At 34.7% G+C, this 26,956-nt stretch carries 23 protein-coding genes, 1 tRNA gene and 2 pseudogenes; 7 read left to right on the top strand and 19 right to left on the bottom strand.

The window, feature by feature from the left end; all coding sequences use genetic code 11:
- Window positions 1–145 precede the first annotated feature (145 nt).
- Window positions 146–2,515 (top strand): penicillin-binding protein 1A, encoded by a 2,370-nt coding sequence (locus AAGD20_RS04935; RefSeq protein WP_341748673.1) that lies wholly within the window; start codon window positions 146–148, stop codon window positions 2,513–2,515.
- A 620-nt stretch (window positions 2,516–3,135) separates the two neighbouring features.
- Here the strand turns inward: AAGD20_RS04935 and AAGD20_RS04930 are convergent.
- The 4 genes and pseudogenes from AAGD20_RS04930 to pheS all read right to left on the bottom strand — a co-directional run bounded on the left by AAGD20_RS04930 (window position 3,136) and on the right by pheS (window position 8,148).
- Window positions 3,136–4,506, bottom strand: a complete 1,371-nt coding sequence (locus tag AAGD20_RS04930; RefSeq protein ID WP_341748672.1) for a hypothetical protein — start codon at window positions 4,504–4,506, stop codon at window positions 3,136–3,138.
- Window positions 4,507–4,618: 112 nt separating this feature from the next.
- Window positions 4,619–5,689: pseudogene (locus tag AAGD20_RS07110) on the bottom strand (phenylalanine--tRNA ligase subunit beta); the annotation flags it as partial.
- Window positions 5,690–5,791: 102 nt separating this feature from the next.
- A pseudogene (pheT, locus tag AAGD20_RS07105) lies at window positions 5,792–7,102 on the bottom strand (phenylalanine--tRNA ligase subunit beta); the annotation flags it as partial.
- A complete protein-coding gene (gene pheS, locus AAGD20_RS04920; RefSeq protein ID WP_341748670.1) occupies window positions 7,099–8,148 on the bottom strand; it encodes a phenylalanine--tRNA ligase subunit alpha in 1,050 nt (349 codons plus the stop codon). The pseudogene pheT and the gene pheS, both read right to left, overlap by 4 nt.
- Window positions 8,149–8,785: 637 nt before the next feature.
- Between pheS and AAGD20_RS04915 the strand changes: the two genes are divergently transcribed.
- Window positions 8,786–9,391, top strand: a complete 606-nt coding sequence (locus tag AAGD20_RS04915) for a carbonic anhydrase (protein WP_341748669.1) — start codon at window positions 8,786–8,788, stop codon at window positions 9,389–9,391.
- Between the two features lie 119 nt (window positions 9,392–9,510).
- Here AAGD20_RS04915 and AAGD20_RS04910 read toward each other — a convergent pair whose 3' ends face one another.
- The 4 genes from AAGD20_RS04910 to rpiB all read right to left on the bottom strand — a co-directional run bounded on the left by AAGD20_RS04910 (window position 9,511) and on the right by rpiB (window position 13,064).
- Window positions 9,511–9,696 (bottom strand): hypothetical protein, encoded by a 186-nt coding sequence (locus AAGD20_RS04910; protein ID WP_133062940.1) that lies wholly within the window; start codon window positions 9,694–9,696, stop codon window positions 9,511–9,513.
- Window positions 9,697–10,249: 553 nt separating this feature from the next.
- Window positions 10,250–11,905, bottom strand: coding sequence for a chaperonin GroEL (gene groL, locus AAGD20_RS04905; protein WP_341748668.1), 1,656 nt, complete (start codon window positions 11,903–11,905; stop codon window positions 10,250–10,252).
- Between the two features lie 52 nt (window positions 11,906–11,957).
- Window positions 11,958–12,245 carry a co-chaperone GroES gene (locus AAGD20_RS04900; RefSeq protein WP_341748667.1) on the bottom strand — a complete coding sequence of 96 codons (288 nt, stop codon included), beginning with the start codon at window positions 12,243–12,245 and terminating at the stop codon, window positions 11,958–11,960.
- A gap of 384 nt (window positions 12,246–12,629) precedes the next feature.
- Entirely contained in the window at window positions 12,630–13,064 is a 435-nt protein-coding gene (gene rpiB / locus AAGD20_RS04890) for a ribose 5-phosphate isomerase B (RefSeq protein ID WP_094649443.1), read from the bottom strand.
- 92 nt (window positions 13,065–13,156) lie between these two features.
- Between rpiB and AAGD20_RS04885 the strand changes: the two genes are divergently transcribed.
- The gene (locus tag AAGD20_RS04885) at window positions 13,157–14,071 is read left to right on the top strand and encodes a LysM peptidoglycan-binding domain-containing M23 family metallopeptidase (protein ID WP_341748666.1); all 915 of its coding nucleotides are present in this window, start codon (window positions 13,157–13,159) and stop codon (window positions 14,069–14,071) included.
- Between the two features lie 81 nt (window positions 14,072–14,152).
- On the opposite strand, the gene AAGD20_RS04880 is transcribed toward AAGD20_RS04885, so the two are convergent.
- The 7 genes from AAGD20_RS04880 to rodA all read right to left on the bottom strand — a co-directional run bounded on the left by AAGD20_RS04880 (window position 14,153) and on the right by rodA (window position 19,581).
- On the bottom strand, window positions 14,153–15,481 hold the full coding sequence (locus AAGD20_RS04880) for a DUF2748 family protein (RefSeq protein ID WP_341748665.1): 1,329 nt from the start codon (window positions 15,479–15,481) through the stop codon (window positions 14,153–14,155).
- A 19-nt stretch (window positions 15,482–15,500) separates the two neighbouring features.
- Complete coding sequence (gene lipB, locus AAGD20_RS04875) at window positions 15,501–16,133, bottom strand: lipoyl(octanoyl) transferase LipB (protein ID WP_341748664.1); 633 nt, start codon at window positions 16,131–16,133, stop codon at window positions 15,501–15,503.
- A gap of 216 nt (window positions 16,134–16,349) precedes the next feature.
- Window positions 16,350–16,922 carry a glycoside hydrolase family 3 N-terminal domain-containing protein gene (locus AAGD20_RS04870; RefSeq protein WP_341748663.1) on the bottom strand — a complete coding sequence of 191 codons (573 nt, stop codon included), beginning with the start codon at window positions 16,920–16,922 and terminating at the stop codon, window positions 16,350–16,352.
- Window positions 16,923–17,318: 396 nt separating this feature from the next.
- On the bottom strand, window positions 17,319–17,948 hold the full coding sequence (locus AAGD20_RS04865; protein ID WP_341748662.1) for a nucleoside triphosphate pyrophosphatase: 630 nt from the start codon (window positions 17,946–17,948) through the stop codon (window positions 17,319–17,321).
- A gap of 14 nt (window positions 17,949–17,962) precedes the next feature.
- Complete coding sequence (gene infA / locus AAGD20_RS04860; protein ID WP_094649298.1) at window positions 17,963–18,178, bottom strand: translation initiation factor IF-1; 216 nt, start codon at window positions 18,176–18,178, stop codon at window positions 17,963–17,965.
- 28 nt (window positions 18,179–18,206) lie between these two features.
- Window positions 18,207–18,281: transfer RNA gene (locus tag AAGD20_RS04855), tRNA-Asn, on the bottom strand.
- A 199-nt stretch (window positions 18,282–18,480) separates the two neighbouring features.
- Window positions 18,481–19,581 (bottom strand): rod shape-determining protein RodA, encoded by a 1,101-nt coding sequence (gene rodA, locus AAGD20_RS04850; protein WP_341749461.1) that lies wholly within the window; start codon window positions 19,579–19,581, stop codon window positions 18,481–18,483.
- 341 nt (window positions 19,582–19,922) lie between these two features.
- Here rodA and cysS point away from each other — a divergent pair, with 341 nt between their 5' ends.
- Window positions 19,923–21,317, top strand: coding sequence for a cysteine--tRNA ligase (gene cysS / locus AAGD20_RS04845; RefSeq protein WP_341749460.1), 1,395 nt, complete (start codon window positions 19,923–19,925; stop codon window positions 21,315–21,317).
- Window positions 21,318–21,561: 244 nt separating this feature from the next.
- Here the strand turns inward: cysS and AAGD20_RS04835 are convergent, their stop codons facing one another.
- On the bottom strand, window positions 21,562–21,828 hold the full coding sequence (locus AAGD20_RS04835; protein ID WP_094649300.1) for a hypothetical protein: 267 nt from the start codon (window positions 21,826–21,828) through the stop codon (window positions 21,562–21,564).
- Window positions 21,829–21,871: 43 nt separating this feature from the next.
- Window positions 21,872–22,078 (bottom strand): palindromic element RPE2 domain-containing protein, encoded by a 207-nt coding sequence (locus AAGD20_RS04830; RefSeq protein ID WP_341748661.1) that lies wholly within the window; start codon window positions 22,076–22,078, stop codon window positions 21,872–21,874.
- Window positions 22,079–22,204: 126 nt separating this feature from the next.
- Between AAGD20_RS04830 and ybeY the strand changes: the two genes are divergently transcribed.
- Genes ybeY through AAGD20_RS04815 form a run of 3 tightly spaced genes read left to right on the top strand, consistent with a single transcriptional unit; the run spans window position 22,205 to window position 25,259 of the window.
- The gene (gene ybeY, locus AAGD20_RS04825) at window positions 22,205–22,702 is read left to right on the top strand and encodes an rRNA maturation RNase YbeY (RefSeq protein WP_341748660.1); all 498 of its coding nucleotides are present in this window, start codon (window positions 22,205–22,207) and stop codon (window positions 22,700–22,702) included.
- Window positions 22,703–22,761: 59 nt separating this feature from the next.
- Window positions 22,762–23,628: a hemolysin family protein gene (locus AAGD20_RS04820; protein ID WP_410520915.1), complete on the top strand. Its 867-nt coding sequence runs from the start codon at window positions 22,762–22,764 to the stop codon at window positions 23,626–23,628.
- Window positions 23,625–25,259 (top strand): ABC-F family ATP-binding cassette domain-containing protein, encoded by a 1,635-nt coding sequence (locus AAGD20_RS04815; RefSeq protein ID WP_341748658.1) that lies wholly within the window; start codon window positions 23,625–23,627, stop codon window positions 25,257–25,259. The genes AAGD20_RS04820 and AAGD20_RS04815 overlap by 4 nt, the downstream gene beginning before the upstream one ends.
- Here AAGD20_RS04815 and AAGD20_RS04810 read toward each other — a convergent pair.
- A complete protein-coding gene (locus AAGD20_RS04810; protein WP_410520892.1) occupies window positions 25,214–25,369 on the bottom strand; it encodes a hypothetical protein in 156 nt (51 codons plus the stop codon). The genes AAGD20_RS04815 and AAGD20_RS04810 overlap by 46 nt on opposite strands.
- A 623-nt stretch (window positions 25,370–25,992) precedes the next feature.
- Window positions 25,993–26,946, bottom strand: coding sequence for an Rpn family recombination-promoting nuclease/putative transposase (locus AAGD20_RS04800; RefSeq protein WP_341748657.1), 954 nt, complete (start codon window positions 26,944–26,946; stop codon window positions 25,993–25,995).
- Between the last annotated feature and the right edge of the window lie 10 nt (window positions 26,947–26,956).

Genomic DNA, 26,956 nt, shown 5'->3' with positions numbered 1-26,956 from the left:
ACGCAGGGGTGACACAAAAATGGCTTGCTGCGTCGCCGATTTTAGCGGCTCCTCGCTAATAGACAGCACGGTGAGTGCTTATTCGGCACTAATTCAGGTTAATTGACTATAGCTATAAATTTTATAATAAATTGATAATATAACGATGTTCAAACTTTTTTACGTATTTTTTAAATTATTTTTAATATTAGGGCTAATAGCTATTAGTGCTTGTATATATTTGTTGTATAATTACTCTAAGGATTTACCGGACTACTCACAACTTGCCGATTATCATCCACCATCGGTAACAAGAGTGTATGCCCAAAATGGAAAATTAATGGAGGAATATGCTTTAGAACGTAGAGTTTTTGTACCTATTAGTAGTGTGCCACGCTCTCTTATAGAGGCTTTTATTTCAGCTGAAGATAAGAATTTTTTTGAACATTCAGGAGTTGATATTATAAGCATAATTAGAGCAGCAATACTAAATATTTCTAATATTGTACACCACCGTAGAGTGGAAGGAGGGTCAACTATTACCCAGCAAGTAGTCAAGAATTTTTTATTAACCTCCGAGGTATCGATAGAACGTAAGATTAAAGAGGCGATTTTATCCTATATGGTCTCAAAAACCTTTACTAAAGATCAAATTTTGGAGCTATATCTTAATCAAACATTTTTTGGTAGGGGAGCCTACGGAGTTGCCATGGCTGCTCAAAATTATTTTAATAAATCTATTGACGATTTAACTCTTGCTGAATCAGCTTTTATTGCTGGGTTACCAAAAGCTCCATCAAATTTTAACCCGGAAAAAAATTATGCCAGGGTAAAAGAGCGTAGAGATTATGTCATTATGAGAATGTTGGAAGATGGTTATATAACGCAAGAAATAGCAAAAGAGGCAATAGATACGGCAATTACTTTACAAAAGCGGGATCGTAGCGAAACCGTTACCGCTGGTTATTATGCTGAGCAAGTGCGGGAAGAAGTTATTCGTAGAATTGGCAGTAAAGAATATTTTTATACCGGAGGCTTAACAGTCATTACCTCACTTGATGCTAATATGCAGCAAGCTGCAGAGAATTCTCTTAGAAAAGGTATAAGAGAATATGACAGAAAACATGGTTTTAGAGGAGTTATCACTAATATAGATATAAATAACTGGCAAGATAATTTAAATAAACTAACAAAGCCACCAGCCATTCTAGAATATCAATTGGCGGTAGTATTAAATGTTTCAGATAATCAAGCGGAAATTGGTCTTTGCGACTTGAGTAAGTCCAAAATAGCTTTATCAGAAATGAAATGGGCGAAAAATAACCTTAAATCTGCAAAAACTCTTTTGCAGAAAGGGGATGTTATAGTAGTTGAAAAAGTAAATGCTAATTACTCTTTAAGGCAAATTCCTACTGTTAATGGGGCTATTATGGTGATGAACCCTACAACAGGGCAGGTGCTTGCAAGTGTTGGTGGGTATGATTTTGCGGTTAGTAAATTTGATCGTGTTACCCAGGCTTTACGACAACCAGGGTCACTCAGTAAAACTTTCGTTTATCTGGCTGCTTTAGAAAATGCCATCCAGCCAAATAGAATTTTTGAAGATGGTCCAGTAGAGGTTCCACAAGGTCCTGGTATGCCAGTTTGGCGACCAAAAAATTATAAAGGGGATTTTTTGGGTTTAATTACTATGCGTACAGGTCTTGAGAAATCGCGAAACCTTATTACTGTCAGGGTAGCACAATCTATAGGACTAAACAAAGTTGCTGAAATAATCAAGCGATTCGGCATTAATAATGAGCCAAAGAGATTTTATTCTATGGTGCTTGGTTCGCTCGAAACCACGTTAAAAAAAATGATAACTGCTTATGCAATAATTGCCAATTCAGGGAAAAAAGTCACCCCACATTTTGTCGAACTCATTAAAGATCGTAACGGTAAAATAATTTATCGTAGAGACAATAGAGAATGTGAAAATTGTAGTGTATCTGATTCCCAGCTTACTGATAACGTATCACCGCCTATCTTGTCTCAACCAGATTGTCGAATGATTACCGATGAGGCAAGTGATTATCAGATTGTCTCATTTCTTACTGGAGCAGTTGAAAGAGGCACCGCAATAGCTGCAAAAAAACTTGGTAAGATTATAGCTGGTAAAAGCGGTACCACCAATGAGAGTATGGATACTTGGTTTATTGGTTTTACTCCCAAAATAATTGTTGGAACATATATTGGCTATGATACACCAAAAACACTTGGAAAAACTGCCACAGGGTCAAGTGTTGCCTTACCGATATTTATCGACTTTATGGAAAAGGCGTATTCTGATATCCCTTCACTGGCGTTTAAAATACCAGAATCGATTAAATTATTACCAGTAAATCCACAAACCGGTAAAATTACCTCTTCTGGTAGTATTATGGAAGCATTTAAAACTCATGATATACAGATATTAGATTATCAACAAGAGACCCAAGATAATGATGATTTCCATAATAGCTCACCTGAAAAAGATAATTCTCAGGAGGTATATTAGGCTCTGTGAACAAGATTTAAATTACTAGATTTCGACTCTTTTTAGCTGCAAATTATAAGATTTTTTTGAAATAGAACTAACTATTCCGGTAAAAATCTTATTAATTTTCGCTTAAAAATACTCAAAATCTAAACAATTAAAATTTTGTTCACAGAGCCTAGTACTACAGTTGTAGATTGAATGTGAGTGTTCACGGAAAAAAGGTTAAAGTATAAGATGTCATTGCGAGGAGGTTGCCACAACTGTTGAAAGTTAGAAGGTGGAGCGGATTTTAGATAGCTTTTTCGTCATTGCGAGACCACGCAAGTAGGTCGTGGCAATCCATTTTTGGTTAATTTTGTGGATTGCTTCGTCGACCTACGGTCTTCCTCGCAATGACGTTGACCACATATGACTTTAAACTACCTGGTCTAAAACTGCTTCCTCTTCCAACTTTCAACAGTTGTGGTTGCCAGACCGACAAAGCAATCCAAGAAAAAGTGAATAAAAATGGATTGCTTCATCGGTCTGGCGACCTCCTGGCAATGACGGGTTTGTATGGTAATTACCCTGAGTTTATATTTACACACAATCTTTAGTTGTAATTTGGCTCTATTTTAAACTTTCAACAATTATGCTATTTACCCCCTACCGCCTCTGGGTCCTCTTGGTTTAAGGTTTGCTTTAAAATTTACTATAGGGGTTTCTATTGGTTTTTTAGGGGTAGAATCTTCCTTAATTGCAACTTTCCTCAACCCTTGTCCCGCTTTCATGATGTCATCCTTATAAACAGCAAGTCGAGCAGGCTTTGCCTGTTGCTTTGGTTCTGCGGTTGGGGATTTTGGTTTAGGCGACTGAATACCAGAGAGTCCAGGTGGAGGGGGAGGAGGTGGTGGTATTGGAACTCCAGCATCATTAAACTCAACTTTAGGAGGAGTAGGTTTTGCACTTGCTGCTTGCTTTTCTGCTTCGGCTTTTAGTGCAGCTGCTATTCTTGGAGCATCTATTACATCTTGTTTAGCCTGGCGTGCTGCTTCTTCTTTTCTAGCCTCTTCAAATCTAGCTTGGTCTGCAAGCCATGCTTTAGGTAGTTCTTTGCCACCTTGAACTTCACCAGCTCCTCTCCGTGCTGCAAGCCTTTTTCCCAATTCACCCATCAAACCATCGTTTGTTGAACCTACAGCTATTTCCCCTAATGGTCGATCTGCTACACTCTTTAACTTAATCCCTTCTCTTATGGCTGCCAAATGATTTGCCATATCGACATTTGCTACCGGTGTCACTTTTGTATTAAGATTAGGCGGTGGTGGTGGCGGTGGCGGAGGGGGCGGTGGAATATCTGGAACATTATTAACTGTTACCTGCACTGGTGGTGGCATAACTGTCGGAGTACTAGTTGTTACCTGTGTTGGCGGCATAGCTGGAGCATTACTCACTACAGCTTGTACTGGCACAACATCTTGTATAGAGTGAGTTACTTCTGGTACTGCTAACGGGGCTGTTATAGTTCTAGGTTTAGGAATTGGTTTCACAGATGGTTGTTCCGGTGCTTCTTGTGCTGCAATAGTTGTGGCTATTTGCTTTTCCACAACTTGCTCCTTGGCAACTTGTTCTTGTATAACCTCAGCTCCTTTAACAAACTCTTCTGTTGCTTGCTGTAATTTTTCTTGATGTTTTTTACTAAATGGAGATTTTAAAAAGTTAATGAGAGGAGTAAGCCATGAGTCAAACCATGCCTTTATCTGAGCTCCAATTGATGAACGGCTTTTAATGTTCTCAGCTTTTTCCTCTAACCCCTTTATATCGTTAGCTGTTATATTTTGCAGTGAGTTTCTTTTTTCCAAAACATTCACCACCTCAACTAGAACCCCAGCTATATGCTCTAAATCTTGTTTCGCAGGAGAAAGAGCTGATAAATCATTATTTACTGCAATTACAACTTCAGCCACCTTATCCACAGCTTCATTGGCAACAGCGAAGCCTTCGTTATTATCTTCATTACCACTTTTCATACAATGCTCATAAATTAATTTATACTCTTATACCCAATTATACAATATAACCTTATTAATCCAACTAAGTCAAGTATTCGGCTAAAAAAAGTTACTTTATCAGAAATTTTATTTATTCTCTTAATTTACCTTGGAATTTCTCGTAAGCAGTTGCAATAACTTCCTGGTTTAATAAATTTAAGTCTGCTTCATTTAACGTCCGATCATCTGCTTGAAATTGCACTTTAATTGCCACCGATTTTTTACCGGAAGGCAGTTTATCTCCTGAATAAACATCAAATAGATCAACTGATTTTATCAGTTTTTTATTAGAATTTTTGATATAAGCAATTATCTTGCCAACCGGTTGTTCTAGATCAACTACAAAAGCATAGTCTCTAAAGGTTGGTTGGAAGTCGGAAACAATAAACTCGTCTCTTTTAGCAAATTTTGCTTTAGCAAATGGTATATTGGCAATATTTATCTCAAAGGCAAATATCTGGCAGTCAATATCAAAATATTTTAATATAGAGGGATGAATTTGTCCAAAATATGCTATGACATTCTTACCAAGTTTTATAATGTTTGAGTTTGTCGGATGGTAATAAGGTAAATCAACAGGAGCAAATTGGCACTTATCAATAGGTAAACCTGTATAATTTAAAACATTTTCTAAGTCAGATTTAATGTCAAAAACATCTACGGGGCGGGCTGTAGAATGGCAATCTTTTTCGTTATATAGCCCACATCTTATCGCCGAAGCAAAAATCAATTCGCCATCGGATGTGCAAGAGTTAAAGATTGGTCCCAATTCCATCAAAGCAATATCTTTGATGGATCTTGTTAGATTCTTTTGCACTAATTTAAGTAATTTGGCAATGATGCTAGGTCGCATATAATTATTATCAACATTAATAGGATTTAGCAAAAATAGCTCCTCTTTCATTGGAGCAAATAATTTTGCTATTTCACTATCCATGAATGAGTTTGTTACTACCTCATCATACCCGCAACTGGCTAAAATTCTTTTAATATCAGAAACTCTTCGTTGTTCTTTAGGTACAATCCTTGCTAGTTGTATCTCTGGTAATTTAACCGGCTGTAACTTGTCATAACCGTAAATACGAACAATCTCTTCAACAATATCTTCTTTAATTGTGATGTCATGTCGCCAGGAGGGTATGGTAAGTTTGAGACTATCACCTATATAGTCAATTGATGAGAAGTTGGTGACGTCGTCGCTCAATGCTCGCCTATTACTTATAGGCGTCGCTCCATCGTTCCTAGCCCCAAATTCTCCTGAATTGACTATATCTATAATAAAACCAAGTTTCTTTAAAATATTACAAATCTCGGTTTTGCTTAGGTTTAGACCGGTTATTTTAGCTAGGCAATTGATAGGGAAGTCCAGGGATTTTTGCTCAAGGGTGAGTTCCCCATTATACACTATATCAGAAATTTCACCTCCACAAATAGCTAAAATCATTTTACTTGCAATATTTAAGGCTTTTAAGGTAAATTTTTGATCAATATTACGTTCAAAACGATAACGCGAATCAGTATCAATCTGCAGATGCCTACCAGTTTTAGTAATATATTTAGCAGAAAAACATGCCGCTTCTAGCAGAATATTTTGCGTTTCAAGTCCACAACTACTACTCCCCCCCCCTATAATACCAGCAAGAGCAAGTATTTGTCCATCATCTTGCACTACCAAATCTCCTGCATCTAAATCATATTCTTTGCCATTTAAAGCTGCAAATTTAGTTTTTTCTTTAAGAGTTGTAACTTGGATATTATCTGATAATTTACTTCTATCATAGGCATGCATTGGTTGCCCGAAGCTATATGATATGTAGTTAGTAACGTCTACTATAGCCGAAACTGGTTTTATGCCAATATTTTGCAATAATTGTTTTAACCAATCAGGGCTTAGCTTATTTTGTAAATTTCTTATTTCTCGAAATCCGAATAAAGGACACGCCTCTTTATTTTCTACTTGTAAACTCAAGCTAGATTTAAATTCTCCGGCAATTTCCGCTGTCTCTAGTTCTTTAAGTGTACCAATACCACTAGCAGCAAGATCTCTAGCTATACCATAGACGCCAAGAGCATCGCCACGATTGGGGGTAACATTAATATCAAAGACAGGATCATTATACCCATAATATTGTATAAGTGACTCGCCTACTTTAGCCTCTTGCGGTAGTTCTATGATACCTTCTGAATTAGTACCAAGTAATAATTCCTCTTCCGAACATAGCATACCACAACTTTTTTCTCCACGAATTACCGATTCTTTAATTTTAAATTTACCATTTGGAATTTCACAACCAATTTTTGCCAATACTACTTTAATATTCTCCCTAGCATTACTTGCTCCGCAAACTATCTGTAAAATTCCTTCATTAGTTTGGACTTGACATATCTTAAGTTTATCCGCCGAAGGATGGGGTTTAGTAGCTAGTATGTGAGCTACTTCAAAATCTTTTAGCTCCGCCCTTCTATCTACGATTTCTTCTACTTCTAGACCGATCATAGTCAAGCGTTCAGCAATATCTGTAACAGAAACATCTGTATCTAAGAATTTTTTTAACCATGATAGAGTAAATTTCATCTTGTTAACCCCCCAGCTAGAGTTGGTATATCAAAAGCAGAGAAATTATAGTGTTTCAACCATCTTATATCTCCTTCAAAAAATTGTCTAAGATCTTTGATCCCGTATTTTAACATAGCAAAACGTTCAACACCTAGCCCAAAAGCAAACCCTTGATAATGATCACTATCTACATTAACATTTTTCAGAACGTTTGGATGAACCATACCGCAACCAAGCACCTCAAGCCATTTATTGCTATCGGGCATCTTAATATCCACTTCGGCAGATGGTTCAGTAAATGGGAAGAAACTTGGTCTAAAACGTATTTCAATATTTGTTTGTTCAAAAAAGTCTTTGATAAATTCCGTGATAAGGTATTTTAAATGCCCCATATTAATATTTTCATCGAGTACTAGACCTTCAATCTGATGGAACATTGGTGTATGCGTCATATCGGAATCTGATCTATAAGTTCTACCAGGAGCAATAAACCTAAAAGGCGGTTTATCATTTTGCATGGTTCTAATTTGTATTGTTGAAGTGTGAGTACGTAGTAACAGAGGATCGGCTCCTTCTTTTGCTTTTAGGTAAAAAGTGTCATGCATCTGCCTGGCAGGGTGGTCTTCATAAAAATTGAGGGCAGTGAAATTATACCAGTCATTTTCGATATTTGGACCATCCTTAATGGTTAGCCCAAATTTTGCAAATATTTGAATTAATTCTTCGGTAGCTTGGGTAATTGGGTGAATGCTCCCCTTCTTGTGCTGTCTAGCTGGAATGGTTAAATCTGTCTTTTCTTCAGCAAATTGCTTATTTAATTCAAATTCCTCCAAAATAGTTTGTTTTGCTTGTAGCAAATTACTAATCTGCTCTTTAAGCCGATTAACTATCTCACCTAACTTTTTGCGATCATTTGGTTCAAGATCGCCCAGTTTTTTCATTTCTTGAGTGAGTAAACTTTTTTTGCCAAGAAACTCTACCCTAATTTGTTGTAATCCTGATAAAGTTTGAGTTGCCTCGATACTGCTTTGAGCAGATTCTAATATTTGGTTTAGATTATCCATAATTAAGTTAATTTAAGTAATAATATCAAGTAAATTAAAGGAGATTAGACTAAGTTTCATCAGATGTCTAGATTAAATAAATTATTATTGTTGTTTCGGATTGCTAACCCGACTAACATCTCGCAATTCTCCAAAGTCATTGCGAGCTGATGTATCCTCACGAAATTGTTGCAAAATAACACGAGTTGCCAATTAATTGATTTTAGTAAACCCTAGACTTCACAAGGTTTGAAGAACATTTAATCAGGTCAAAAAATGCAATAAATTCTCAAAATTAGAAATTTTTTAAAATACATAGCGTTTTGATTATACTTTTCACGTGTCAAATAGTTCGTAAACTGCTTGACATCTAGGTTTTATAAGCTAACTTAATTGGCAACTCGCGTAAAATAGCAAGAATTTCGTGGGGATACATCAGATTGCGAGGAGCTACTTTAGTAGCGACGAAGCAATCCATGAGAATTAGTATAGATACATCAAGACTATATGGATTGCTTCGTAGGCTCACGCCTTCTCGCAATGACGTTTTTATGCTGTTTAATACTTATAGAATAAAAATTGTAGGGTACTATGGCAACAACGTCCCCAACTTCTCATCAATCAACTATAGTTATAGTGACGTTTTTAGGGCTGACATATGCAACAAAGTTTTAACAAAATACTAAAAGGCTATCAAGTTTTTAGGAAAAAATATGCGGATGGTAATAAATCTGTCATGCATAGCCTATCCCGTGATGGTCAACAACCAAAGATTATGGTAGTTGCTTGTTGTGATTCACGAGTAGACCCAGCGTTAATATTACAGTGTGATCCAGGAGATTTATTTGTTGTCCGTAATGTGGCAAATATTGTTCCCCCTTATGAAAAAGATACATATCATCATGGTACGAGTGCCGCCTTAGAATTTGGAGTTTGTTTTTTAAGAGTTGAACACTTAATTATATTGGGACATAGTCAATGTGGAGGAATCCAGGAATTATTAACTAGTGATGATTCACAGCACAATGATTTCATAACCAACTGGGTTTCTCTAATAAAAACACCTAATTTTAGACAACATAATGCTGATGATTATACAAAATTAGCACTTAAACAATCATATCAAAATTGTATGATGTTTCCATGGATCAATGAACAAGTAAGCAGAAAAGAACTAATTATTCATCTATGGTTTTTTGATATAAAAACAGGGCAAATTTTTACTTATTCTGATAAACAACAGACATATATACCCCTTGCTTAAGGTTATTCTACACAGAATATAGTGGTATTTTCTAATAAATATTACTTCTATGCCCTATTTTATTTATAATTACTAAATTATTTGCTAAATCCGTATCAGCTGTATCTTCCCATTTAGCCTTATAAACTAGGCTCTGCACGATATCTTTCTTTTAATTTTTGCTTCATTTCTTCAGAAGTATAAAATTTCCTATTTGGATTTTTCATTCTGGCTAAAGCATCTTCAGCATCCTCTATATCTTGTAATTGCTCTTTAATGTAGCTTTCAATTGCTTTATGAACAATATAGCTTTTTGATCTTTCCATTGATTTAGCTATCAAAAATAAAGAGATATTTAAATCATCCATCTAGTTTACCATTCCCGCGTAGGCGGGAATCTAGCCCCCTGCTTACGCAGGGGTGACACAACAATGAATTGCCGCGTTGCCGCTTTTAGCGGCTCCTCGCAATCTGATGTATCCCCACGAAATTCTTGCTATTTTACGCGAGTTGCCAATTAAGTTAGCTCATAAAACCTAGATGTCAAGCAGTTTACGAACTATTTGACACGTGAAAAGTATAATCAAAACGCTATGTATTTTAAAAAATTTCTAATTTTGAGAATTTATTGCATTTTTTGACCTGATTAAATGTTCTTCAAACCTTGTGAAGTCTAGGGTTTACTAAAATCAATTAATTGGCAACTCGCGTTATTTTGCAACAATTTCGTGGGGATACATCAGCTCGCAATGACGTTGACCACATACGACTTTTAAACTACCCGGTCTAAAACTGATTCTTCTAACTTTCAACAGTTATGGTTGTCACCCCTACGAAGGGTAAGGGTGACATTAGAACTTATAATATGGGAAGAAGCGGTTAGAAGTCCATACCGCCCATGCCACCCATACCACCGCCCATACCACCACGTGGCATAGCAGATTCATCCTTATCAGCTGGTTCATCAATAATAAATGCTTCGGTAGTAATAATCAAAGAAGCAACTGATGCTGCATCTTGCAAAGCAGTACGCACGACCTTAGTTGGATCGATAATACCAGCTTTAATCATGTCAACATAAGTCATATCTTGAGCATTGAAGCCAAAGTTTTTATCTTTGCTATCAGTAAGTTTCCCAACTACAATAGCTCCATCCATACCAGCATTCTCTGCAATTTGTCTTACTGGAGCTTGCAGAGCCTTCTTAACGATGTTAATACCAGCCTGTTGATCTTCATTAGCACTTTTTAGTGACTCTAAAGCTCTTGCCGCATAGAAAAGAGTAACACCGCCACCAGCAACAACGCCTTCTTCCACGGCAGCTCTAGTAGCATGCAAAGCATCTTCTACACGATCTTTTCTTTCTTTTACTTCAACTTCAGTAGCACCACCAACTTTTAAGACAGCTACGCCACCAGCAAGTTTAGCTAAACGCTCTTGTAATTTTTCTTTATCGTAATCTGAACTAGACTCATCAATTTGTGCTCGAATTTGAGAACAACGAGCTGTGATATCTGCCTTACTACCAGCACCATCAATTATGACAGTATTTTCTTTGGAGATAGTAACTTTTTTAGCAGTACCTAGCATTTTGATATTAACATTTTCAAGCTTCATACCAAGATCTTCACTAATAAGCTGACCACCTGTTAAAATAGAGATATCTTCCATCATGAATTTTTTTCTATCGCCAAATCCAGGAGCTTTAACTGCAGCAACTTTTAACCCACCACGTAATTTATTCACTACCAGGGTAGCAAGTGCCTCTCCTTCTACATCTTCAGCAATTACTAATAAAGGACGTCCTGATTGCACTACGGCTTCAAGCACTGGTAACATTTGCTGTAAATTTGATAATTTCTTTTCAAATAGTAAGATAAAAGGATTTTCCAATTCAGCTACCATCTTTTCGGAATTAGTAACAAAATATGGTGATAGATAACCTCTATCAAACATCATACCTTCAACTACATCTACTTCAAAACTAAAATTCTTAGCTTCTTCAACGGTAATTACCCCTTCTTTACCAACTTTTTCCATTGCTACGGCAATTTTTTCACCAATTTCTTTATCACCATTTGATGAAATAGTACCAACTTGAGCAATCTCCTCTTGGCTACTGATTTTCTTACTAGCTTTCTTAATTTCTTCAACTATTAAATTAACGGCTGAATCTATACCACGTTTTATATCCATAGGATTCAAGCCAGCTGCTACCGCTCTGTTACCTTCCCTTGCTATTGCTTGAGTTAGAACAGTTGCGGTAGTTGTTCCATCACCAGCAACATCAGATGTTTTACTTGCCACAGATTTTACTAATTGGGCTCCCAAATTTTGGGCTTTGTCTTTTAGTTCAATGGCTTTTGCCACTGTCACACCGTCTTTGGTTAATCTTGGCGCTCCGAATGACTGTTCAATTGCAACATTTCTACCTTTTGGACCTAATGTTACTTTTACGGTATCAGCTAAAATATCAATACCTCTTAGCATTTGTTCACGTGCATTTGAGCCGTGTCTTATTAATTTTGTTGCCATATTATATTCTCCTTACAAATTAAATAATTCTTATAATAATTTAGATAAATTATTAACTAATTATGCCCATGACATCACTTTCTTTCATGATTATCAGATCTAAACCATCAACTTTAACTTCAGTACCAGCCCATTTGCCATATAGTACTTTATCGCCTACTTTAACTTCTAATGAGTGGATAGTACCATTCTCCCCTCTCACTCCTTTTCCTACAGCTATTACTTCCCCTTGCATAGGCTTTTCCTTAGCTGTATCAGGGATAATAATTCCCCCGAGTGTTTTTTCTTCTTGTTGAATTGGTTTTACCGCAATTCTATCATGTAACGGTCTAAAAGACATTCTTACCTCCATAAAATTAATACTTACACATTGTGTATTCTATATATGTTTGATTTTGTAACAGTTCAAGGGATAAAAGAAAATTTTTTAATTATTAATGAGTAATTTATGTAAATAATTCACCTTACGCATAAACCCCATGACAATTTAAAAATTTCGGAAAAGTGCAAAACGCTATTAGCGAGACCACTACGTGGTCGAAGCAATCCACATTCATTAGATTGCTTCGTCGCTACTAAAGTAGCTTCTCGCAATAACGCTGATGCTAAATACTAATTGATGAGAAGTTGGTGACGTCATCACTCGTCGCTCGCCTATTACTTATAGGCATTGCTCCATCGTTCCTAGCCCCAAATTCTCCTGAATTGACTATATATATACCTCCTAGTTTATTTTTGATAATCTAGTACTATGTCTCCCACCTTCAAATTTAGTGGTTAAAAATTTATCGACCATTTGACATGCCAATTCTTCGTTTGGTATCTTAGCTCCTAACACTATTATATTAGCATCATTATGGGCTCTTGATCTTTCTGCCATAAATAAGTCAAAACATAAAGCAGCCCTTATGTCAGATGTACGATTTGCAGCAATTGACATACCTATACCAGTTCCACAAATTAAAATTCCTAAAGGAGCTCTATTTTCTAAAATTCCATCAACAACTTTTTTAGCATAATCTGGATAATCGACTGCTTCTTGGTTATAAGTACCATAATCAAGGATAGATATATTTTTATTGTTTAAATAACTGATAATTTTATTCTTGAGTGAAAATCCTGAGTGATCACTGGCTATTAGAATGCTGTAAGTTTTCATAATTACGTAATCTTGGTAAAAAAAATACTAAAATTAATTGTACATTAAAGTTAGTTTATTGCATAATAAAATTGCAAATTTTTTGGTTAGTTATGAAAAACAATATATTTTTTATCTATTTTGTAATATTTATGATTTCTGGATGTGCTACTCAACTTCCAGCTCCTATTGAATATAATCGTGGAAAGAATTTTTCCCAAAAAGCTACAACTACAAAACCACCAACTACCACATATTCTGAAAATAATCATATATCAGAAAGTGATGAAGGCGAAATAATAGGTAGAGAGATTGACGAGAAAGAAAAAGAGTTTGATGCTCCAACTGGTTTCTTACAGGAACGCCATGCTATAAAGCCTCAAAATCAGGACGATATAATAATAGTCCCAAAAGTAAAACTAGATGATAATAAGATAATCTATCGTGAGGTTCAATCAGGAGAAACGTTAGAATCGATAGCCAATGAGTATGGTCAAACGGTTGAGCAATTAGCTGAGCTAAATAACATGTCTGCCCCATACCATCTTAGCAAATCTCAAATTATCATGATAAAAGTTAATACTGAGCTGTTAAATAAAAAAAATCAAGAAAGATCAATAAGAAAAAGCACTATAAGAGAAGCGGAAAATGCGACAAAATTTATCAAACCAATTGATGGTAAAATTACTATCAAATTTGGTGAACAAACATCTAAAGGAAAAAGCAAAGGGATTAATATTGCTGCAAAAGAAGGTGCTAATGTAAAATCTATTGCCTCAGGTAAAGTAATGTTTGCAGGCAATGATACAAAGTTTGGTAATTTACTAATAGTAAAATTAGATAATAGCGACCTTTATGTTGCTTATGCTTATTTACAAGACCTAATTGTTCAAAAAGGAGCAACAGTTTCACAAGGAGAAGTAATAGGACATGTAGGGGGTACTGGAGATGCCGAATACCCTCAGCTGCATTTTGCTATTCGCCAGGGAAAGCTAGCTGTTGATCCGCTACAATATGTAAACTATTAAAATTTAGAACATAACGTAGCAAGAACCTTTAAATAGCAAGGATGCGTTGAAGCTAGGAAATTGCCTGCGATAACTATTCCATTATATCTCCCTGATTTGTTTAAATATTAACTTTTTTTCTCTAAATATGTTTATTTTATGAAGAAAATTAGCTAGAGATCGCGGCTTTGACATATCACGTTTGTAGCTTTGTTTAGTCATTGATACATAATTAGAAATTAAAGAGGGTATAACTTCATGGTAATATACTTTATACAATCCTTTCATTGTTTCCATAGTTGTTAAATATCCCCATTTCATAACCTGTTGAGGTACTCTGGCTAGAGCTTCGATACAGGCAATTGTTTCTTCGACTTCAGGGTCGCTACTCTTATAAACATCTGCGACTGGTGCCAAATTAAACTTCATATCTTCGATCATAGCTCTAATCATCAGCCCCATATATTGTTCTTTTGCGAACCTCTTAATAAAAAGTAATTTTCTCCTATAAACAGAAAATAAAAATTTCTGTTTATAAATCAATGCAAGTAATCTTGCCCAATAAACCCTTATGCCATGAACCTTGTTCTTATTATAAAATTCTACCTTCTCTTCATAATTAATCATTTGCCTCATCCCCATCGAGAGAAGATTAGCTAATAATTTATTACAATTAGTAATATCATCCTTCCTCGCCTGTTTTACATGAGGCGTTGCTTTTGTTCCAGAGAAATTTGCTGAATGACGACTTATTTGACGACCACTCTCATCTCTTTTAATATCGGCAAAATGCCCAAGCTCTTGTCCAGCTATAATTTGCAATCTAGCAACCGCTGCCCATCCATCACCATAAGTTGGATGAGTTTCATCATTTTCAGCAAATGGATTGCCACCACAGGACACAAAGACTGCAACATTCTTGCCGTCAGTACTTTGCATACCACTATTGGAGCCAGAACGTTGCCAATCAACTATATCCATCATATCGCCAATATTATGGGAGTAAGTAATAAATACTTGAACCTGATCATGCAGTAACCACCTAATAACTATAGGATGGGCTGACTGAACAAAAATCCTTGTTAATCTTTCAGTAACTAATGGGTTAACTGGTTGTAATTTTTGAATTTGTTTTTTCAAATCTGTATAAATCGATGCCAATTTTTTATCGGATATAGAAGATTTATATAAAGACCTAAATAACTGATTAGTTTGTTCAATTAAATCTGGGTCTGTTATTTCTTCCTTACTTACCATCAAACTAATATTGAATTTGGGATCAGAAAATCTTGCAAAATTACAACTATTATCGGTATCTATTCTAAGTTTACCCGATTTGATTAATTGCTGAGCTAATTGTTCATATTCTATCTGCATATCTTCAGGATAGATAGCAGGAACCTTATCGAGTATATGATAAATTGAACTCATAATAGTACACTTAATATTTTCATTTTCTATCTAGAATCTCAAAAAATTTATCCTTAATAACTTCATCAAATTGCTCTAACGTTATATCAACACCAAGTTTCTTTAACGAAGTTACCGGCACATCCCTTAACCCACAAGCAATAATTCCGGAGAACATATCAAGATTTGTTGAAATATTTACAGCAATACCATGATATGCAATCCATTTTCTAACCCTAACGCCTATTGAGGCAATCTTTGCCGGTACATCGTTGTCTTTTACCCATATTCCTACCATACCATTAATAGTAAAAGCTTTGATTCCAAAATATAACAGGCTATTTATAATCCATTCTTCCAATAATTTAATATATAGCTTTAAATCTTTTTGTCTCCATTCTGATGCTAAATCAACAATAGGATATATAACTCTTTGTCCGCTACCGTGGTAAGTAAACTTCCCCCCCCTATTAGTATAAATTACTGGTATATCTCCAGGGTCTAGCAATTCATTGGCCTTAAAACTAGTACCTGCGGTATAGATATCCTTATACTCAACTAAATAAACAACCTCTTTCGAGGATTTATTAATTAAACTAGCAACCTTATCTTCCATTAATTTTACCGTATCTTCATATTCTGAAAAACCTGATAAGGTAACAAATTGCACCATAATTAGTAAGATATTTTATATTTAAGGAATATTATAATACACAAATAGGCTACCACTAAGAAGTAAAATAGAAAAAAATGAAAAATTTTAAAAAATATTTTGTATCGAAATATTTTGGTGGGAGAAAGTAGCTTGTTTGCTATAGTCAATTGATGAGAAGGTGGAGACGACGTCACTACCTTCTCATCAATTGACTATAGCTCAAAATATAATTAATTAGTTTGCAGGCAGTGTAGGTATATCAATACCACAAATACCCTTCATTTCATCAATATCACCACTACAATGTAGCGCTATATAATTATTATCAATTGTAATAATTTGCTTAGTAATTTTAGCTAAATTTTTGATAAATTCTGCCTTTAGTTCTGGGAAACGTGCTAAAAAGTTTTTTAGTCCTATATTATCATATCTATCTTTAACAATTCCGTAGTCAGTAAGTTTTTGTAAATCTTCATTACTTAACATATCCGTCGTAACCGTCTTCGGGTATTTTTCAAGAATTAAGTTAGCTTCTAAGTATTCAGGGTATTTATTACCAATTTCACCATGCAGAGCTCCCATACAAATATCATCTGAAACTAACGTGCCTTTAAATCCAATGGTATTTCTAATGAACTTTACGACGGTAGGCGACAAACTTGCTGGTAAATTAGGATCTAGATCATCAAATACAATGTGAGCTATCATCGCCCATACCGCATTATTATTTTCAAAAATTTTAGATAATTGTTTAAATACTGCAAAATCTGTTTTATTTAATTCAGCAAGCGAAGTGGTAACACGCATACCCTACAATTTTTTATTTATTTCCTTATGATGAGTAAAAAAGTTGACTGCTAAGCGTCATTGCGAGGAGCTGCTTTAGTAGCGACGAAGCAATCCATGAGAATTAGTATAGATACATCAAGACTATATGGATTGCTTCGGAGGCTTACTCCTCCTCGCAATGACGTTTTTATGCTGTTTAATACTTATAGAATAAAAATTGTAGGGTATGGGTAACACGTGGCAACTGAATGGCTATCAAGAGTAGCTCTGCCATGTCCTGGCATATGTTTTCATAATGGCAATGCCATTTTGAGCGTTTATTGCCATTATTGCTTCTTTACACAAATCAGATACTTGATCAACAAAGCTTCCAAAGCTACGTTTTATAAATTGCTAAATTTTTAATATTAATGTTTATATAGGATTATTTTTAAAACCCAAAGAAGTAAGCATATGCATAGTCTCCAATAGTGGTAATCCCATAATATTGGAGTATGATCCGTATATGCTAGGAATAAAAGCTTCAGCATAGCCGTGAATCATGCAACCACCTGCTTTATTGATTCCTTCATCTAGGCTACAGTAAAATTCTATCTCTTGATGACTCAGTTTTTTAAACTTGACTATAGTTTGCACTATTTTTTGTCGTGTTAAGAGTTGTTCGGAAGTTTTTTTTATTATACAGACCCCTGTATAAACCCTATGACGTCTTCCAGATAAAATATTAAGACAATATCTAACATCTTCACTTGTTAAAGCTTTGGGTAATATTTTTCTGCCACGAGCTACAACAGTATCAGCTGCTATAATTATAGCTTCACCAGTTATTTGTTGGGCAACAACTTTTGCCTTTTCCTGCGCCAATCTTATCGCTAATTGATTTGGTAACTCCCTCGAATATTCTGTTTCATTGATATTAGCAGGAATAATTTGGGTGGGAAATATTTTGATTCTTTTTAGCAATTCAAGCCTTGCCGGTGATTGCGATGCTAGAATTACATCTATATTATGCTGTTTTAAAGAAGTATCTTCTACATTTGACATAAATATGAAAAATCTTAATGACGATGGATAACACGACCTTTTGTTAAGTCGTAAGGAGTCATTTCCACTGTTATCTTATCCCCAACAAGTATCCTAATACGATTTTTACGCATCCTACCAGAAGTATGGGCGATAATAAAATGACCATTTTCTAGCTTCACTCTAAAAGTTGCGTTAGGTAAAAGCTCAAGGACAACCCCTTCAAAATTAATTAGCTCTTCTTTGGTCATTACAACTTAAATTAAATTATATTTAAAATGGCTCCCCGGGCCGGACTCGAACCAGCGACCGAACGGTTAACAGCCGTTTGCTCTACCACTGAGCTACCGAGGAACATTTACCTTACCCTTATAACAAATCTTTTGTCTAGGGTCTAGTGTTTTCTTGTTTTTTCTCTAAAAAAAAATTATATTTCCTGCATAAGTCTATTAAAAACTACTATAGTCAATTTAGGAGAATTTGGGGCTAGGAGCGATGGAGCGACGCCTATAAGTAATAGGCGAGCGACGGTGACAACGTCCCCAATTTCTCATCAATTGACTATACTATGCTGGTGTATTTGAGCATTCATTACCAATCCAAAGCCAATAAGCATTGACACCATCATTGTACCACCATAAGATATAAATGGTAAAGGTACGCCCACTACTGGTAATAATCCCATCACCATAGCTATATTTATAAATACATGACTAAATAGGATCGATGTTATGCCTATTACCATCAATTTACTAAATGTTGTTCGACAATTAGTAGCAATCATCAATGAAATTACTATAATTGCCGAATAAAGAATTAATAGAAACAAACTACCAACAAAACCAAATTCTTCAGCAAAAGTAGCAAAGATAAAATCGGTCTGATGCTCTGGTAAAAAATTTAGATGGCTTTGACTACCTTTGGTAAGCCCTTTACCCCATAACCCACCAGAGCCAATAGCGATTTTTGATTGGATAATATTATAGCCAGCTCCAAGCGGATCTTTCTCAGGATCCAAAAAAACCATGACTCTTTTTCTTTGATAATCATGCATCACTTGCCAAATAACCGGTACGCAAGTAACAACGATAATACCAATTATCATAAAATTTCTTACTCTAAAACCAACAGCAAAGAAAATAACACTAGCAATAATGATAGTAATCACTCCAGTACCTAAATCCGGCTCTTTTATTATCAGTACAACTGGTACTATCACAGCTATTATAGGCAATAAAATCTTATGAAATCTGGTAAAATCTTCAGTTTTTAATTGATGAAAATACCTAGCTAACATTAACACTATTGCTAGTTTTGTCGGTTCAGAAGGCTGCAAGCGGACAACTCCTAAATCTATCCAACGTTTTGCTCCCATAGCAATAGAGCCAAAAAGCTCAACACTAACTAATAAGATAATAACTGCAATATAAAATATATATGAAAACTTAAATATATATTTTATGTCAATAATCGTAATAATTATCACAATTGGTATAAACAAGAAAAAAATCATCATCTGCTTATATGCCCAAGGTTGAATATTACTATCCGAAGCGGAATATAGTACAACAAAACCAATACTACAAATTATGCTAATAAGAATAATTAAAGTAATTGGTAGTTTTTTTAGTTTTTCAAAATAATTTCCTTGAATTGACATTTTAGGTAGATATCCATAAAAATTAACTATAAAACAATAATAAATATTATATAATTATGCTCTTTAGAGCTAACCCAATAATATTACTCAGTCATTGCGAGAAGCTACTTTAGTGGCAACGAAGCAATTGTTCATATGACAAACTTCATGGATTGCCACGCTCACGTACGTTCGCTCGCAATGACGGAAGTATTTTTACCCAACGTCATTGCGAGAAGCTACTTTAGTAGCGACGAAGCAATCCCAAAAAATAATTAGAAATTGCTTTGCTACCTTGCAATGACGGTGTAATGTTAGTCGGATTAGCTACAAAGTTTAACACAACGATAAAGAACATGAAATTATTATTACATAACACACTAACTCGCAATAAAGAGGTTTTTGTACCGCTAGATAATAATCTAGTGAAAATGTATGTTTGCGGTCCAACTGTCTACGATCACCCCCATATTGGTAATGCTAGATCCGTAGTAGTATACGATATTTTATATCGCTCACTAAGTAAAATATTTGGTAAAAATCATATAAAATATGTCCGTAATATTACCGACATTGATGACAAAATAATAAATAGAGCCAGAGAACTCAAAATAACTATTGCTGACTTAACAGCCAAAATTACAGAAGAATTTCATTGTAATATGCAATATCTAGGTTGCAAAACACCAAATATCGAACCAAAAGCTACTATGCATATTGATGATATGGTGATGATTATTCAAAAATTACTTGACCTAAACCATGCTTATATTGCAGATAACCATGTTTATTTTGATATTTCTACCTCTCCAGATTATACAAAATTATCAAATCGTAATCTTAATGAAATGCTAGAAGGAGTACGTATTGAAAATAATCTATCAAAAAAGCACCCCCATGATTTTGTCTTATGGAAACCAGCCAATAAAGATGAAGAAATATTGGCAAATTTTGATAGTCCTTGGGGAAGAGGTAGACCAGGATGGCATATAGAATGTTCAGCGATGAGCTATAAATATCTAGGAGAAAATTTTGATATTCACGGTGGTGGAGCAGATTTAATTTTTCCTCATCATACTAATGAAATAGCACAAAGTACATGTGCTTTCCCGAACTCTTACTTTGCTAAATATTGGGTGCATAATGGATTCTTAACCTGTAATGGTGAAAAAATGAGTAAGTCGCTCAATAATTTTATTACGGTAAAAGATTTGATAGATAAGAAAATCCCAGGTGACGTGATTAGGTTATTGCTAATGAGCAGCCATTACCGCAAACCATTAGATTACAACGATAAGGCTTTAGAAGATGCTAAAAAAACAATAAATTATTGGTATAGAGCGATAGAAAATTTAGATATTAACAAGCTTGATGTTCAGAATGTTCCAGAAGAATTTTGCTCAAGCTTATTTGATGATCTGAACACCCCTCTTGCCATAAAAATAATCAACGATTATGCCAAATTGGTTTTTGCCAGTACCACAGAAGACGATAAATACACCTATGCATCCTACTTGCTTTCTTGCAGCAATTTTATCGGTCTAATGACCAAGCCAGCTAGTGTGTGGTTCCATTATACAATAAATGATCAACAGGGCGATCAATTAATTATGCAGCTTATTGCCCAAAGACAACAAGCAAAATTACAAAAAGATTGGCTATTAGCCGATCAAATTCGCCAAGATTTATTGCAAGATGGCATTATTCTAGAAGATAAACCAGATGGATCAACTATTTGGAGAAAAACTTGATTATCAAGAATAAGACGTTTATTAGCGAGTATAGTCAATTCAGGGGAATTTGGGGCTAGGAGCGATGGAGCGACGCCTATAAGTAATAGGCGAGCGACGAGTGACGACGTCACCAACTTCTCATCAATTGACTATAGTATTTTTGCTACAACGAAGCAATTTCTAGTTACTTTTTGAATTACTTCGTTGCCTATGTTTCAATGCTTAGATTTGTCTATAGCAAAACCTATTGAATTAGGTGATATTATGATAAAGTAATATGCATATCTCCTATAACGTCTATGCTATAATCCTCGCCACCATAGTTAAATTCTAGATGACCATCAGGGGTAAGAGATAAAAAGAGGAGATGGAAATCATGTCCTGTAAGAGTGACAGTAGGCCCTCCTGCCCTTACAGTTAATGATTCTCCAAAAGTCGAATCTCTAACAACTACAGCAGGTTCTGCTGCTTCTATTCTTTCTTCTGTTCTCAATATTCTTGGTGTATTTGGTATATTAGGGGCGGTCATAATATTTTCCTATTTAAAAATTATTTTGTGCATTATATATAATTTAATTTTTAAAGATTTTGTCTGAAAAAAGCTGTTCTCTAAGCGTCATTGAGAGCGAATGTATGTGAGCGTGGCAATCCATAAAGCTCGTATAGTCAATTGATGAGAAGTTGGTGACGTTGTCGCTCAATGCTCGCCTATTACTTATAGGCGTCGCTCCATCGTTCCTAGCCCCAAATTCCCCTGAATTGACTATAATATGGATCAACTATGTTTCGCAATAAAAATTTAAATAAATTTGGTGTAAATTTATTATAAAGCTATATAATTAAATCTACTTAAATCAACTGCAGAAGCTATATTTGCTCAGCCATATTCAACAACAAATTATATTATGAAAATCAATGTGGAAATTATTCGCACTTATCAAGATTGGAAAAATCATAAATTTATCAATAAACTATTAGTCAAGAAGGTTGCGTGTGCTATATTAAGTAGATATAAGAATTTTAAAGGAGTTGCAAGGTTTGAGCTAGCGATATTACTAACTGATAATAATGAAATGTTAAATTTGAATAGCCAATTTTGTGGTAAGGAGAAACCTACAAATGTGCTATCATTTCCTGATATAGAATTAGACTTTCGGCATTTACTTGAATTTACTCCTAATGTAGGTTATATGTATTTGGGAGACATAGCTTTTGGGTATGAAATAATTCAGAGTGAAGCGATAAGTCAAAATAAAAGCTTTAGGGATCATTTTATACATCTTTTGGTACATAGTATTTTGCATTTACTTGGCTTCGATCACCAAAATGACGAAGAAGCAACTATTATGGAAAATTTAGAAATAGAAATATTAAAGGATTTTGCTATTGTTTCTCCATATTAACAATTATGCTAGGTTATGTGAAAAAAGAAGATATTTCCTCTATTAACTCTAAAAAGGCTATGCTTACAAATCCTTCAAAATTTGATATTCTTAAATCTTGGTTCTTTCGTCTGTTTCTTAAAGAAAAGATAGAGGATAATTTTTATTATACTATTAAAAAGCTAAAATCTAACAGCAAGAAAATGGCATTGGAAGAAAAAAAGATTTTTATGAATCTTTTGAAATTTGGTCATAAAACTGTAGAAGATGTAATGATTCCTAGATCTGACATTAAGGCAGTAAAATTAACCACTAGCGTGGAGGAGTTAAGCAAAATACTTAATAGCAAAATACCTCATACTAGAACGTTAGTTTATGATGAAACGTTGGATAATATAATTGGTTTTATTCATATAAAAGATTTGTTTAAGATACTTGTTACTAAGCAAGATATGTCGTTGAAAGGAATAATTCGTAAACCTATCATTTCTGCTCCTTCAATGAAATTGATAGATTTATTAGCGAAAATGCGAAGAGATCGTGTGCAGATATCTATAGTTGTTGACGAATATGGTGGAACTGATGGTATTGTCACCATTGAAGATATTATGGAAGAGATAGTTGGTAGAATAGATGATGAGCATGATAAAAAGTCGGATAATGATAATTTCAAAATTATCAATAATAATACCATTTTATCAAATGCTCGAGTGAAGGTTGAGGAGCTTGAATTGGCTCTTGGAGTGAAGTTAAAAACAGAAAATGATGAATTCGATACAATTGGTGGCTTAGTTTTAGCAAAAGTAGGTAATGTGCCTTCGGTTGGTATTAAAATTGATATTGAGGAACAGGTTGAACTTGAAGTAATCGAGGCAGATCCGAGATCACTTAAGCAGGTTAAATTAAAATTAAAAAATGGTACATTATTACCTAATTATACTTTATGATTATCGCAACTAATTTAGCCATGAGTTATGGTGCAAAAATATTATTTACCGACGTAAATGTTCATATCAAAAATGGTAATATATATGGGCTTGTTGGAGCGAATGGTGCTGGTAAATCTACTTTTTTTAAAGTTCTAATTAAAGAAGAGGAAGCAAGCATTGGTGAAGTCAATATAGTTAAGAAGGCTCGTATTGGTTGCTTGAAACAAGATCAATTTATTTATGAAAATACTTCAATTATTAATACTGTTATTGCTGGTAGAAGCGAATTATGGCAGGCTCTACAAGAAAAGGAAAAAATATTAGGGAATGAGAAATGTGATGAGGAAAGCGGTTATCGGTTAGGTGAATTGGAACAAATTATTGCTGATAATGATGGATATATCTCAGAAATTTTTGCCATTGAGCTACTTCTAGGTTTAGGGATACAAGAAAAATATCATCATCAACCATTAGCCGTTTTATCCGGCGGCTACAAACTTAGAGTATTACTAGCCCAAAGTTTATTCAACAATCCTGATATATTATTACTTGATGAGCCGACCAACCATCTTGATATAGTATCGATTTATTGGCTAGAAAATTATCTAAAACAAAAATTCAAAGGTGCTTTAGTATTTATTTCGCACGATTTGACTTTTCTTAATAATATTTCTACCCATATTTTGGATATAGATTACGGTACCATCAAAACTTATACTGGTAATTATGATATTTTTATTCGTGATAAACAGCTAATTGCCGATCAAAAGCTTAAGGATCTTACTAATATAGAGAAAAAAATTGCTACTATGCAGGTTTTTGTTGATAAATTCCGGGCTTCCGCTAGTAGAGCTAAGCAAAGTAGCTCACGAGAAAAACAAATAGAGAAAATGGAATTACCTGATATACAAAAAAGTTCACGTATTAGCCCGTATTTTAATTTTAAGCAAAAAAGACCATCTGGAAAATTAGCGCTACAAGTTAAGGGTATTTCTAAAAATTATGAGAATAAAAAAATATTAAATAATGTAAGTTTTACTGTAACAAGAGGAGAAAAAATTGTTATTATTGGTCCAAATGGTATTGGTAAATCTACTTTACTAAAAATCCTTCTTGGTAAAATATTCTCAGATTTGGGAAGTTATGAATGGGGATACGAAACTCAAATTTCTTATTTTGCTCAGGATCATCATGAATTACTCAATGAAAATATCAACGTTATTGATTGGTTATCCAACCAAATACCTACTGAGAATGACAATACGTTGCGTAGTATATTAGGTCAATTATTATTCCGTAAAGATGAAGTAACTAAGAATATTTTAAATTTGAGTGGTGGAGAAGGAGCTCGTTTATTATTAGCCAAAATTATCTTAGAAGAAAGTAATATATTGGTATTAGATGAACCAACCAATCACTTAGATATTGAATCTAAGCATATGCTAAAAAATTCACTAATTAACTACCCAGGTACTCTAATATTGGTAACTCATGATAGAGATTTTGCTAGCAGTATAGCCACAAGGATTATTGCACTATCCCGCCAAACTATTACTGATTTTAAAGGTAAATATCAGGAATATTTAGCTAAATATAGCAATGATTACTTAGATAGTAACTGGGTATTGGCAAATAAGGCGGGGAAGTAGTCTATTAAGTTTTTTGTAGACTTATAGTCAATTGATGAGAAGTTGGTGACGTCGTTGCTCAATGTTCGCCTATTACTTATAGGCGTCGCTCCATCGTTCCTGCTACCCAATTCCCCTGAATTGACTATACAATAAAATATAGGACAATGGTTGTCATTCCGGCGTAGGCGGGAATCTATAATACATCAGGGCTTTTTGGGCATTTTGTATCCCTGCCTTCGCAGGGATGACACTGAGTTGTAAATTGTCATTCCGGTGTAGGCTGGAATCTAGACCCCTGATTACGCAGGGGTGACATATTTTCCGAAGTTAGGAAGAAGGAGAGCTTTGTTATAGTTAATTCAGGAGGAGTTGGTGCTAGGAGCGATGGAGCGACGCCTATAAGTAATAGGCAAGCGACGAGTGACGACGTCACCAACTTCTCATCAATTGACTATAAAGCATCATCAAGACCATCTAGCCTACGACTCAGAGAAGATAAAATGAGTCTATAGCAACCTGGTTAAATCTTGTCAACAAACCCTAGCTAGCAAAATATGATGCAAGTGGCAAGATAATTGTGGAGCTAGGAAAGAAGGTTGATAGCATTAGTGCTACTGCTAAAACGAACTAGTTTCTGAGGATAGCAAGCTTAGCGGGCTGTGGATTTAGGGATAATTTCTAACGAACTTCCCCACAATTCCACAGCCACAACTACAGCAATCTAAATTTTAAAAATATTTGAAACACCCAATTATTGTATTTTCAGCAATTCATTAATTTTACTAATAGACATACCTGTCATCTTAGCAATTGACCCCACGGAATTGCCATTCTTTAACAACAGCTTTACCAATTCAGCTTTACCCTCAGCTTTACCCTCAACTTTACCTATATAGATACCTCTAGCTTCACCTCTAGCTTCACCTCTAGCTTCGCCTTCTTCGATATATTTTTGTGCAATAGTTCTCATAATAACACCTTGTTCTTCTTCTGATAAATATTTGGCTAGTACTTCCTCCAATTCTGATTGCTTTGCCTCAGGAAGCTTAGCGTCAGTGTACCATAAAAACGATTTTATGTAAATATAGCCTTTTTCCTTATCTATTAATATCTCTAATTTAAACCTTTGAAGAAATTCTTCCCAAAGCTTTATCATATCTCGTTGATGAATATGCTTGAGCATATATTCTAACATCCCAATATGCTTTTTCTTCATTATTTCATCATCAGACATGCTTTGTAAATCGACCAATTGATAATCTTCTGTCATTAATTTCTTGGCTATAATTGCATCGGTAAATAAACTCCATAAATTCCTAGGGGCAGTATAAACTTCTTTACCATTATAAATTACTAAATTATATACTAATGGTAATTTCTTTCTTCCTTTTTTATGCCTTTCACATAATAATAATGTGTATTTCCATAACCGTAAAGCTGTCCAATAATCAACGCCCGACTGAGCCTCAATCAACACATACACAAAAGCCTTACCCTGATTCTTGGTCGCAACTCCATACACTATATCACTATATTTTTTGTTTAACGATTCCTCTATGTAACTTTCTTTTTCTACTGTTATTTTTGATAAATCTACTAAACTCTTAAAATCATTAGGCAAATAATATTCCAAAAACTCTTGAGCTGCCACAGGATCAGCCATTATTGTTTTGACTAATGAATCATGCTTTAACTTTTTTGTCATTTTTCTACTT

The sequence above is a fragment of the Candidatus Tisiphia endosymbiont of Sialis lutaria genome, from assembly GCF_964026535.1.
Classification (GTDB): domain Bacteria; phylum Pseudomonadota; class Alphaproteobacteria; order Rickettsiales; family Rickettsiaceae; genus Tisiphia.
Note: the sequence above shows the minus strand (reverse complement) of the source record. Positions and strands in the feature narration are given on the sequence as shown.

Excerpts from the sequence above, each read along its gene's own strand:
- AAGD20_RS04935 (WP_341748673.1), top strand. The coding sequence starts at position 146 with ATGTTCAAACTTTTTTACGTATTTTTTAAATTATTTTTAATATTAGGG.
- AAGD20_RS04930 (WP_341748672.1), bottom strand. The coding sequence starts at position 4,506 with ATGAAAAGTGGTAATGAAGATAATAACGAAGGCTTCGCTGTTGCCAAT.
- pheS (WP_341748670.1), bottom strand. The coding sequence starts at position 8,148 with ATGGATAATCTAAACCAAATATTAGAATCTGCTCAAAGCAGTATCGAG.
- AAGD20_RS04915 (WP_341748669.1), top strand. The coding sequence starts at position 8,786 with ATGCAACAAAGTTTTAACAAAATACTAAAAGGCTATCAAGTTTTTAGG.
- AAGD20_RS04910 (WP_133062940.1), bottom strand. The coding sequence starts at position 9,696 with ATGGAAAGATCAAAAAGCTATATTGTTCATAAAGCAATTGAAAGCTAC.
- groL (WP_341748668.1), bottom strand. The coding sequence starts at position 11,905 with ATGGCAACAAAATTAATAAGACACGGCTCAAATGCACGTGAACAAATG.
- AAGD20_RS04900 (WP_341748667.1), bottom strand. The coding sequence starts at position 12,245 with ATGTCTTTTAGACCGTTACATGATAGAATTGCGGTAAAACCAATTCAA.
- rpiB (WP_094649443.1), bottom strand. The coding sequence starts at position 13,064 with ATGAAAACTTACAGCATTCTAATAGCCAGTGATCACTCAGGATTTTCA.
- AAGD20_RS04885 (WP_341748666.1), top strand. The coding sequence starts at position 13,157 with ATGAAAAACAATATATTTTTTATCTATTTTGTAATATTTATGATTTCT.
- AAGD20_RS04880 (WP_341748665.1), bottom strand. The coding sequence starts at position 15,481 with ATGAGTTCAATTTATCATATACTCGATAAGGTTCCTGCTATCTATCCT.
- lipB (WP_341748664.1), bottom strand. The coding sequence starts at position 16,133 with ATGGTGCAATTTGTTACCTTATCAGGTTTTTCAGAATATGAAGATACG.
- AAGD20_RS04870 (WP_341748663.1), bottom strand. The coding sequence starts at position 16,922 with ATGCGTGTTACCACTTCGCTTGCTGAATTAAATAAAACAGATTTTGCA.
- AAGD20_RS04865 (WP_341748662.1), bottom strand. The coding sequence starts at position 17,948 with ATGTCAAATGTAGAAGATACTTCTTTAAAACAGCATAATATAGATGTA.
- infA (WP_094649298.1), bottom strand. The coding sequence starts at position 18,178 with ATGACCAAAGAAGAGCTAATTAATTTTGAAGGGGTTGTCCTTGAGCTT.
- cysS (WP_341749460.1), top strand. The coding sequence starts at position 19,923 with ATGAAATTATTATTACATAACACACTAACTCGCAATAAAGAGGTTTTT.
- AAGD20_RS04835 (WP_094649300.1), bottom strand. The coding sequence starts at position 21,828 with ATGACCGCCCCTAATATACCAAATACACCAAGAATATTGAGAACAGAA.
- ybeY (WP_341748660.1), top strand. The coding sequence starts at position 22,205 with ATGAAAATCAATGTGGAAATTATTCGCACTTATCAAGATTGGAAAAAT.
- AAGD20_RS04820 (WP_410520915.1), top strand. The coding sequence starts at position 22,762 with ATGCTTACAAATCCTTCAAAATTTGATATTCTTAAATCTTGGTTCTTT.
- AAGD20_RS04815 (WP_341748658.1), top strand. The coding sequence starts at position 23,625 with ATGATTATCGCAACTAATTTAGCCATGAGTTATGGTGCAAAAATATTA.
- AAGD20_RS04800 (WP_341748657.1), bottom strand. The coding sequence starts at position 26,946 with ATGACAAAAAAGTTAAAGCATGATTCATTAGTCAAAACAATAATGGCT.